The following is a 10,035-nucleotide window of genomic DNA, read 5'->3' as shown; positions in this document are numbered from 1 at the left end:
CGCAGTTTCCAGAACTCCTGCGGCCCGCTGGCCGAATAGGTGCGCAGCAGGTCGATATCCATCGGCCCGGGGCTTCTGAGCCCCTTCACCATGCCCACCACCACCGGAAAGAAGCTCAGATAGGACGAGATCAGCGATTTCGGCAGCAGCCCCTGGATGCCCACCGCGTTCATCACCACGATGATCATCGGCGCGATGGCGAGGATCGGAATGGTCTGGCTGGCAATCGCCCAGGGCATGACCGACAGGTCCATGGTGCGGTTGTAGACGATCCCCACCGCCAGCAGCACGCCCAGCCCGGTGCCGATGGCAAATCCCAGCAAGGTGGGGGCCAGGGTCTGCCAGGAATGGAACAGGAGGCTGCGGTTATGGGCCACGACGCGCAGGCACCCGTCCGACAGCGGGGTCCAGTTGTCCCGGTCGGCCGCAAAGCCCTGCCATTCGCAGCGCCGGATCAGCCCGGCGGTGTTGTCATAGATTTCCATCAGCACCGCCTGCGGCTGCGGCAGGCGCGGACGCTCGAACTCGAAGGCGGCAGACCACAGGCCCGGATTGTCCAGCATCAGCCGCACCAGCCCGGTTTCTCCCTGCTCCTGCACGGTGGCAGGCACCACCGGGTCGCCCGCGCGGGTCGCCGCATCGAGCGCAAGGCGGAAATTCATCGGTGCGACCGCCACCAACCACAGGCCCAGGATGGCCGCGACCACGGTCAGGATCGGCAGCAGGCTCCTCATCGCAGGGCCTCCATCCGGGGGGCGATCCGCCCGTCGTTGAGCGCGCCCGCCCCGGCGGTTTCGTCTGCACGCCCGGTGCACGGGGGGTGCACGGGGGGTGTACGGGGGGCGCCCCCCTGTTTCAGGGCGTCAATCGTCATAGGCATGACCGGCACGCAGCCCCTCCCGCACCCTGTGGGCCACGTCCAGGAACTCGGGTGTATCGCGGATATCGAGCGGCCGTTCCTTGGGCAGCGGGCTGTCGATGATGTCGGTGATCCGGCCCGGACGCGGGCTCATCACCACGATCTTGGTCGAGAGATAGACCGCCTCGGGGATCGAGTGGGTGACGAAGCCGATGGTCTTGTCGGTGCGCGCCCAGAGCTGCAGGAGCTGCTCGTTGAGATGGTCGCGCACGATCTCGTCGAGCGCCCCGAAAGGCTCGTCCATCAGCAGGATGTCGGCATCGAAGGCCAGCGCCCGCGCGATGCTGGCGCGTTGCTGCATTCCGCCCGACAACTGCCAGGGAAACTTCTTGCCAAACCCTTCCAGATCAACAAGTTCCAGAACGTTCTTCACGCGGTCTTCCTGGTCGGCCCGGCTGTAGCCCATGATCTCGAGCGGCAGCTTGATATTGCCCGCAATGGTGCGCCACGGGTAGAGCCCCGCCGCCTGGAAGACATAGCCATAGGCGCGGTTGCGGCGGGCCTCGTCAGGGGTCATGCCATTGACGGTCAGGCGCCCGCCCGTGGGCTGTTCCAGCGCCGCCACGCAGCGCAGGAAGGTGGTCTTGCCGCAGCCCGAGGGGCCGATGAAGCTGACGAATTCGCCCTTGCCGATCTCCAGGTCCACGTCCTTGAGCGCGTGTACGGGCCCGTCATTCGTCTGGAAGACGAGGTTCAGCCCCTCGGCCCTGATCACCGGCGCGGCGGCGGTTTCGTTTGCCTGTTCTGCCATCATTATGGTTCAGTTCTCCTCGCGCCAGTCCGGCGCTCAATCTGCAAGAGGCCCACATGGACCAGACCATGCCCAAGACCTGCATCAAGCTGCGGCCAGGCCAGACTTATTCGGGCAAGCAGGGCTTTAGCTACTTCGAAGGAATCGCAAAGGAAACAACGGGTTCCCAGGCGATTTGCATGCATCTTCTGACGGTGTCGCCGGGTGGCCGCGCCAAGGCGCACAAGCACGCCACCCACGAAACCGCGATCTACGTGATCTCGGGATCGGCCATCATGTACTGGGGCGAAAGCCTCGAACATTGCATGGAAACCCATGCGGGCGACCTGATCTACATTCCCGCTGACGTGCCGCATCTGCCGCTCAATCCGGGCGACGAGCCGGCGCAGGCGGTGATCGCCCGAACCGACCCGCATGAGCAGGAAAGCGTGGTGTTGCTGCCCCATCTCGACGCCCTCGTCCCCTGATCCGCCTCAGATCCCTGCCGGGATATTCATCGGGTCGCGGTGGATCTGCTTGGGCGCGGTCAGTTCCTTCCACTTCGACAGCGCTTCATGCGCCGAGGGGAAGGCCGGGCGCGGCACGAAACGGCCCCGGCCGGGGTTGGGCTGGCTGTTCTGGCCCCAGGCCCAGATCACCTCGCCACGGCTGAGCGTATAGCGCGCCTGCGCCTTGACGTCGAAGCCCTCGAAGACGTTGTAGTCCAGCACCGAGTGATGGTTGGAGGCGCTGATCTTCTTGGAAATCTTGGGATCCCAGACCACGATGTCAGCATCCGCCCCTTCCACGATCGCACCCTTTTTCGGGTAGATATTCAGGATCTTGGCGACGTTCGTTGACGTTGCCGCGACGAATTCGTTGGGCGTCAGGCGGCCGGTCTCGACCCCTTCGGTCCAAAGCACTGCCAGCCGTTCCTCCAGCCCGTTCGAGCCATTGGGGATCAGGCAGAAATTGTCCTTGCCCATCAGCTTCTGTTCGCTGGTGAAGGCGGCGTGGTCGGTGGCCACCACCTGCAACGAGCCGCTCTGCAAACCGGCCCAGAGGCTTTGCTGGTGTTCCTTGTTGCGGAAGGGCGGGCTCATCACCCGGCGGGCAGAGTGCATCCAGTCGCCCTTGAAATACTCCGATTCATCGAGCGTTAGGAATTGTATGAGAGGCTCGCCGTAAACGCGCATGCCCTTCTGACGCGCCCGGCGGATCGCCTCATGCGCCTGCTCACAGGAGACATGAACGATGTAAAGGGGCACGCCCGCGGCATCGGCGATGGTGATCGCGCGATTGGCAGCCTCGCCCTCGAATTCAGGCGGGCGCGAATAGGCATGACCCTCGGGCCCGGTAATGCCCTTGGCCAGCATTTCCTGCTGCATGTCGGCCACGAGGTCGCCGTTTTCGGCATGAACCATGGGCAGCGCGCCCAGTTCCTTGCAGCGCTTGAACGAGGCGAACATCTCGTCCTCCTCGATCATCAGCGCGCCCTTGTAGGCCATGAAATGCTTGAACGAGTTGACGCCCATGTCGACGGCGTCCTTCATCTCGTTGAAAATGCTTTCATTCCAGCCGGTGATCGCCATGTGATAGCCGATATCGGCGCAGATCTGCGGGGCCGACTTGCGGTGCCATTCATGGATCGCGTTCTTGATCGAGCCATCCTCGCCCGGCAGGCAGAAGTCGATCAGCATCGTGGTGCCGCCAGCAGCCGCCGCCCAGGTGCCGGATTCGAAGGTTTCGGCCGCCGTGGTCCCCATGAAGGGCATCTCCAGGTGGGTGTGCGGGTCAATGCCGCCGGGGATCACATAGGCGCCTTCGGCGTCGACATATTCGTCACCGGTCAGGTTCTCGCCGATTTGCTTGATGGTCTCGCCCTCGATCAGCACATCGGCCTTCCAGGTGCGGTCGGCGGTGCAGACGGTGCCGCCCTTGATGACTTTCGTGGTCATGTCTTTCTACTCCCTGTCATCTTGTGCCCCGCGCTCGCGGCAGGGCGGTCATCTTGTCGTTCCGCTGCGGTCACACACCCTCGGGCCGCGGGCGCGGCGGGTCGCAGACCGGGATGCTTTCGGAATCTCGGACCGGAACCCAGACGGTTTCCAGCGGCCCGTGACGCAGGTACCAGAAGCAGCCATCAGGCCCCTGCAACAGCTCGTTGAGCGGGGTGGAGCCCGGCACGCGCGCCCAGACCAGCGCGGGAACCTGGTCCCGGCTGGTGGGGGTCGTGCTGGTTCCGACGCAGCCGCCCAAGCTCAACACACACAGGCCGGCAGCTACGAGATACTTGTGATTCATCCAACAATCTCCGCGGTTTCCACGACAGCGTGGAACAGAACATTGGCGCCGGCCTCGGCCCATTCGGGGCTGATTTCCTCGGCCTCGTTATGGGACAGGCCGTCGACGCATGGGCACATGATCATCGCCGTGGGGGCCACGTCGTTGATCCAGCACGCATCGTGGCCCGCGCCCGACACAATGTCCATGTGAGAATAGCCAAGCCGCTCGGCCGCGTCGCGCACCGCCCCCACGCAGCCTTCATCGAAGGCGGGCGGGTCGAACTGTCCGACGATCTCGCAGGAGAACTCGACGCCGATCTCTTCGCAGAGCTTCGGCGCACGCTCCATCAACTCGTCCACCATCGCGTTGAGCTTGTCGAGCAGATGGGTGCGCATGTCGACGGTGAAGACAACCTTTCCGGGGATGATGTTGCGGCTGTTGGGGTAGACGTCGATATGGCCGATCGCGCCCACTGCATTGGGCTGATTCTTCATCGCGATCTCGTGCACCAGCTCGGTGATCAGGGCCAAACCGCGGCCCGCATTCCTGCGCATATGCATGGGCGTCGAGCCGGTATGGCTTTCCTTGCCCGTCACCGTGCACTCGATCCAGCGCAGCCCCTGTCCGTGGGTCACGACGCCGATATCCTTGCCCTCGGCCTCCAGGATCGGGCCCTGCTCGATATGAAGCTCGAACATGGCGTGCATCTTGCGGTCTCCGACCTTTTCCTCGCCCTTCCAGCCGATCCGCTCCAGCTCGTCTCCGAACCGTTTGCCCTCGGCGTCGACGCGGTCATAGGCCCAGTCACGCCCGTGCTTGCCCGCGAACACGCCCGAGGCCAGCATGGCGGGTGCGAATCGCGTGCCCTCCTCGTTGGTCCAGTTGACCAGCACGATGGGATGTTTGGTCTTGATCCCGAGATCATTCATGGTGCGGAAGGCTTCGAGCCCGCCCAGGACCCCGAGCACCCCGTCATACTTGCCACCCGTGGGCTGGGTATCTAGGTGGCTGCCCATGTAGACCGGCAGCGCGTCGGGGTCTGTCCCCTCGCGCCGGGCGAACATGTTGCCCATCTCGTCGAGCCCCATGGTGCAGCCCGCGGCCTCGCACCATTGCTGAAACAGCGCGCGCCCCTTGGCATCGTCATCGGTCAGGGTCTGGCGGTTGTTGCCGCCTGCCCCACCGGGGCCGATCTTGGCCATCTCCATCAGGCTGTCCCAAAGCCGGGCGCCATTGATCTTGAGGTTCTCGCCGGGGGCGGACATGCTATCTCTCCCTGTCATGCGGCCCGGATACGTGCCCGGGCCCGTCATTCCTGTTTTGACCAACTGGTCAAGAACACGCTATCAAAGGGACATGGTCAGTCAAGAAGCTGAACCGGGACAAATGTGCATTCGCCGGGCAAATGGGCGAAAAGCGCCCGGTTTGCGGGCAGGCGAGGCCATCTGTGCCCCAGGCTTGGCCGGTGAAGGGATGAGACCGATGGAAAAAGAGGCTGCATGAGCGTGACCGTCAAGAAACCCAGGACCCGCATCCAGCGCAAGAACACCCAAGCGATTCTGGATGCCGCGCTGGAGGTTTTCTCGCGCCAGGGGTTTCGCGGGGCGACGCTTGACCAGATCGCCAGCGAAGCGGGGCTGTCGAAGCCCAACCTGCTGTATTATTTCCCGTCGAAGGAGGCCATTCACGTCACTTTGCTGACGCAGCTGATGACGACCTGGCTCGACCCCTTGCGCGACATGGATGCCGGCGGGGACCCGGCCGCGGAGATCTTGACATATGTGCGTCGCAAGCTGGAACTCAGCCGCGACTTTCCACGCGAAAGCCGGCTGTTTGCCAACGAGATCCTGCAAGGGGCCCCGCGCATGATCGAGGCGCTGGAGGGCGAGTTGCGCGACCTGGTCGAGGAAAAGTCGGCCGTGATCCGGGACTGGGCCAAGGCTGGCAAGATCGCTGACGTGGACCCCCATCACCTGATCTTCTCGATCTGGGCGCTGACGCAGCACTACGCCGATTTCGACGTGCAGGTGCGCGCGGTGCTTGGTCCGGGGCACGATCCGCTGGCCGAAGCAGGCGGCTTCCTGGAGACGCTCTTTACCAAGCTGATCCGTCCCGAATAGGTCCGCATCGGCCCTTTAGGTCAATCTTATTGACTTATTTTTGACCCGGCGTAAGGTCTCCCGTCGAGGAGGATCCCGCCGATGAGTCTCGCCCAGAATTTCGCCACCCGCACGCGCCGGATGAAAGCCTCGGAAATCCGGGAGCTTCTGAAGCTTCTGGACCGCCCCGGCATCCTGTCTTTCGCCGGCGGCATTCCCGATGCCGCGCTGTTTCCAAAGGCGGAATTCGCAGAGGCCTATGCCGAGGTGCTGGCCGAGGCGCCGGGCCAGGCGTTGCAATATTCGGTCACGGAAGGTTACCTGCCGCTTCGGCGCTGGATCGCGGGAGAGATGGCCAGGATCGGCCTTGCCTGCGGCGCCGAGAACGTGCTCATCACCAGCGGATCGCAGCAGGCGCTGGACTATCTTGGCAAGCTCTTCCTGTCGCCCGGCGACACCGCGCTCGTGGGCTGGCCCACCTATATGGGCGCGCTCGGGGCCTTCAACGCCTACGAGCCGCGCTATGACCGGCTGCATATCCGCACAAATCGCCCGGCCGAGGATTATCGCGCCGCGGCAGAGGCTGCGGGCGGGCGAGTCAAGTTTCTCTACCTCTCGCCCGATTTTGCCAACCCCACGGGCGAAACCGTGGACCGGGCGGGGCGTGAGCGGCTGCTCGACCTGGCCGAGGATCTCGACTGCATGGTGCTGGAAGACGCCGCCTATCAATCCTTGCGCTACGAGGGCACGCCGGTGCCGCCGATCCTGGCGCTGGAACTCGCGCGCAAGGGCGATCTCGATGCCTGCCGCACGGTCTATTGTGGCAGTTTTTCCAAGACCTTGTCGCCCGGCCTTCGCGTGGGATGGGTGGTGGCGGCCAGCACGGTGATCCAGCAGTTGGTGCTGATGAAACAGGCCGCCGACCTGCACAGCGCGACGATCAACCAGATGGCAATTCACAGGGTGGCCGAAGCCTGTTTCGACGCCCATGTGGACAAGGTGCGCGCCGCCTACGGGGCGCGGCGCGACGCGATGCTGGACGCGCTGGAACGCCATATGCCGGACGGCGTGACCTGGACGAAGCCCGAGGGCGGCATGTTCGTCTGGCTGACGCTACCGCGCGGGGTGGATGGGGCCGATCTGCTGGCTCGTGCCATCGAGGAAAAGAACCTGGCCTTCGTGCCGGGCCGTGCGTTTCACGCGGACGGGTCGGGGGAAAACACCCTGCGGCTCAGCTTCTCCTGCGCCGATGCCCCGATGATCGAGGAAGGGATGAAACGTCTCGGGGCGCTCCTGCGAGCGCCCCGAACGTAGCGGAGATCGGCGCGATCTCCGGCTGAAATCCGACGCGGATTTCACGACCGGAAACAGCTACGGTTTCCGACCGGGATCCGCTCTGGATCCCGCCCCCTTACTCCGCTGCCTGCGCAGAGGGGTTGTTGGGGTGGGTCGTCCAGTTGGCATAGTCGTCCTCGACCACCTTGCCGGTGCGCGGATCGACGCTGCCCGGCGCCATCCGTTCCATCGTGATGCAATTCTCGACCGGGCAGACATCGACGCAGAGGTTGCAGGCCACGCATTCGGCGTCATTGACCTCGAACACCCGGCCTTCCTTCATCCAGATCGCCTGGTGGCTGGTATCCTCGCAGGCAATGTAGCAGCGGCCGCACTTGATGCAGGCGTCCTGATCGATCTTGGCCTTGGCGACATAGTTGAGGTTCAGGTACTGCCAGTCGGTCACGTTGGGCACGGCGCGGCCAACAACCTGGTCGATCGAGCTGTAGCCCTGCTCGTCCATCCACTGGCTGAGACCCGAGATCATCTCCTGCACCACCTTGAAGCCGTAGGTCATGGCCGCGGTGCAGACCTGCACCGTGCCCGCCCCGAGCGACAGGAATTCCGCCGCGTCGCGCCAGGTGGTCACGCCGCCGATGCCGCTGATGGGCAGGCCCGCCGTCTGCGGATCGCGGGCGATCTCGGCGACCATGTTCAGCGCAATCGGCTTCACCGCCGGGCCGCAATAGCCGCCATGGCTGCCCTTGCCGTCGATCGAGGGCTCCGGGCTCATCGTGTCGAGATTGACCGAGGTGATCGAACTGATCGTGTTGATCAGGCTCACCGCGTCGGCCCCACCCGCCTTGGCGGCGCGCGCCGGGTAGCGGATATCGGTGATATTCGGCGTCAGCTTCACGATCACCGGGCGGTCGTAATACTGCTTGCACCACTCGGTGACCATCTGGATGTATTCGGGCACCTGCCCCACGGCCGCGCCCATCCCGCGTTCGCTCATCCCGTGGGGACAGCCGAAGTTGAGCTCGATCCCGTCGGCACCGGTCTCGGCCACGCGCGGCAGGATCGCTTTCCAACTCGCCTCGTCGCAGGGCACCATGATCGAGGCGATGAGCGCGTGATCGGGGTAGTCCTTCTTCACGCGGGTCATTTCCTCGAGGTTCACCTCCAGCGGGCGGTCGGTGATGAGCTCGATATTGTTGAGCCCGAGCAGGCGCCGGTCGGCCCCGTAGACGGCCCCGTAGCGGGGGCCGTTCACGTTCACCACGGGCGGCCCTTCGGAGCCGAGCGTTTTCCACACCACGCCGCCCCAGCCCGCGTCATAGGCACGGCGGACGTTGTATTCCTTGTCGGTCGGCGGGGCCGAGGCCAGCCAGAAGGGGTTGGGGCTCTTGATGCCCAGGAAATTCGTCGTGAGATCAGCCATTGTCTTACCCTCCCATCAGGGTCTGGTGGATGTCTTCGGCAGCGTCGCGGCCCTCGGCCACCGCCGTCACGGTCAGGTCTTCGCCGCCCGAGGCGCAGTCGCCCCCGGCCCAGACCCCGGCCAGGCTGGTGCGCCCGGCCCCGGTCACCGCGATCTTGCCGCCTTCGATGGCCAGCCCCTCGGGCGCGCCCTCGAGCGTCTGGCCGATGGCCTTGAGCACCTGGTCGGCGGCAATCGTGAAGGTTTCGCCCGTGCCCTCCAGCCCGTTCGGACCAGAGCGGGTATATTCCGCCTCCAGCGCCGCGGCGGTGCCGTTTCCGGTGACCCGGACGGGGCGCGCGTTGAACACCAGCCGCACGCCCTTGGCGGCGGCCAGATCCTGTTCGAACCGGCTTGCGGGCATCTCGTCCCGGCCCCGGCGATAGAGGATGGTGACGTTTTCTGCGCCCAGAAGCTTCGATTGCACGGCAGCGTCGACGGCGGTCATCCCGCCGCCGATCACCACCACGTTGCGCCCCACGGGGAGGGAGGAGAGATCCCCCGCCTGGCGCAGGTCCGAAATGAAATCGACGGCATTGGCGACGCCGTCCTTGTCCTCGCCCTCGGCGCGCAGCGCGTTGACGCCGGCCAGCCCCATGCCGAGGAACACCGCGTCATGATCCGCCTTGAGCGCCTCAAGGCTCAGATCGCGGCCAAGCGCCTTGCCGGTGTGCAGGGTGATCCCGCCGATCTGCATCAGCCAGTCGAGTTCGGACCCCGCGAAGCCGCCGACCGCCTTGTAAGCGGCAATGCCGTATTCGTTGAGACCGCCCCCCTTGGGGCGCGCGTCGTAAAGGTCAACGTCATGGCCATGCATGGCCAGCCGGTGCGCACAGGCCAGACCCGCTGGCCCCGCGCCCACCACGGCCACGCGCTTGCCTGTTGCGGCGGCGCGGGTGAAGGGATGCACGCCCGCCGCCATCAGCTTGTCGGTGGCGTAGCGCTGCAACTGGCCGATCAGAACCGGTTTGCCCTCGGCGGTTTCACGCACGCAGACCTCTTCGCACAGCGTCTCGGTCGGGCAGACCCGCGCGCACATGCCGCCCAGGATGTTCTGGTCAAAGATCGTTCTTGCCGCCGCCTCGGGCGTGCCGGTGGCGATCTGGCGGATGAAGAGCGGAATGTCGATCGAGGTCGGGCAGGCCGTCATGCAGGGCGCGTCGTGGCAGAAATAGCAACGGTCCGCCGCTACCAGCGCCTCGTGATCGTCGAGGGGCGGATGCAGGTCCGAGAAATTGGCGCTCAG

General features: G+C 65.0%; 10 protein-coding genes. 3 read left to right on the top strand and 7 right to left on the bottom strand.

What is annotated here, in order from left to right; all coding sequences use genetic code 11:
* Both ACEQXV_RS01005 and ACEQXV_RS01000 read right to left on the bottom strand, forming a co-directional pair.
* Positions 1 to 734, bottom strand: a 734-nt coding sequence (locus ACEQXV_RS01005) for an ABC transporter permease (RefSeq protein ID WP_370267460.1), incomplete at its 3' end; no start/stop codon positions are given.
* A gap of 129 nt (positions 735 to 863) precedes the next feature.
* Positions 864 to 1,670, bottom strand: coding sequence for an ABC transporter ATP-binding protein (locus ACEQXV_RS01000; protein ID WP_370254523.1), 807 nt, complete (start codon positions 1,668 to 1,670; stop codon positions 864 to 866).
* Between the two features lie 56 nt (positions 1,671 to 1,726).
* Here ACEQXV_RS01000 and ACEQXV_RS00995 point away from each other — a divergent pair, with 56 nt between their 5' ends.
* Positions 1,727 to 2,137, top strand: coding sequence for a cupin domain-containing protein (locus ACEQXV_RS00995; protein WP_370254522.1), 411 nt, complete (start codon positions 1,727 to 1,729; stop codon positions 2,135 to 2,137).
* 6 nt (positions 2,138 to 2,143) lie between these two features.
* On the opposite strand, the gene hydA is transcribed toward ACEQXV_RS00995, so the two are convergent.
* The 3 genes from hydA to ACEQXV_RS00980 form a co-directional block, all read right to left on the bottom strand.
* A complete protein-coding gene (gene hydA, locus ACEQXV_RS00990; RefSeq protein WP_370267458.1) occupies positions 2,144 to 3,607 on the bottom strand; it encodes a dihydropyrimidinase in 1,464 nt (487 codons plus the stop codon).
* Between the two features lie 70 nt (positions 3,608 to 3,677).
* Positions 3,678 to 3,953 (bottom strand): hypothetical protein, encoded by a 276-nt coding sequence (locus ACEQXV_RS00985; protein ID WP_370254518.1) that lies wholly within the window; start codon positions 3,951 to 3,953, stop codon positions 3,678 to 3,680.
* Complete coding sequence (locus ACEQXV_RS00980) at positions 3,950 to 5,200, bottom strand: Zn-dependent hydrolase (RefSeq protein ID WP_370267456.1); 1,251 nt, start codon at positions 5,198 to 5,200, stop codon at positions 3,950 to 3,952. Before ACEQXV_RS00980 ends, ACEQXV_RS00985 begins: the two co-directional genes overlap by 4 nt.
* Before the next feature lie 234 nt (positions 5,201 to 5,434).
* Here ACEQXV_RS00980 and ACEQXV_RS00975 point away from each other — a divergent pair, with 234 nt between their 5' ends.
* Together ACEQXV_RS00975 and ACEQXV_RS00970 are read left to right on the top strand one after the other, a co-directional pair.
* Positions 5,435 to 6,055 carry a TetR family transcriptional regulator C-terminal domain-containing protein gene (locus ACEQXV_RS00975; RefSeq protein WP_370252513.1) on the top strand — a complete coding sequence of 207 codons (621 nt, stop codon included), beginning with the start codon at positions 5,435 to 5,437 and terminating at the stop codon, positions 6,053 to 6,055.
* A gap of 81 nt (positions 6,056 to 6,136) precedes the next feature.
* Positions 6,137 to 7,348, top strand: a complete 1,212-nt coding sequence (locus ACEQXV_RS00970; protein WP_370252515.1) for a PLP-dependent aminotransferase family protein — start codon at positions 6,137 to 6,139, stop codon at positions 7,346 to 7,348.
* Positions 7,349 to 7,445: 97 nt separating this feature from the next.
* On the opposite strand, the gene preA is transcribed toward ACEQXV_RS00970, so the two are convergent.
* The gene (preA, locus tag ACEQXV_RS00965) at positions 7,446 to 8,750 is read right to left on the bottom strand and encodes an NAD-dependent dihydropyrimidine dehydrogenase subunit PreA (RefSeq protein ID WP_370267455.1); all 1,305 of its coding nucleotides are present in this window, start codon (positions 8,748 to 8,750) and stop codon (positions 7,446 to 7,448) included.
* 4 nt (positions 8,751 to 8,754) lie between these two features.
* Positions 8,755 to 10,035, bottom strand: a 1,281-nt coding sequence (locus ACEQXV_RS00960; RefSeq protein ID WP_370267454.1) for an NAD(P)-dependent oxidoreductase, incomplete at its 5' end; no start/stop codon positions are given.

It is taken from the genome of Nioella sp. (assembly GCF_964229645.1).
Taxonomy (GTDB): Bacteria; Pseudomonadota; Alphaproteobacteria; order Rhodobacterales; family Rhodobacteraceae; genus Nioella.
The sequence above is the reverse complement of the archived record's forward strand: the minus strand, read 5'-3'. Positions and strand labels throughout refer to the sequence as shown.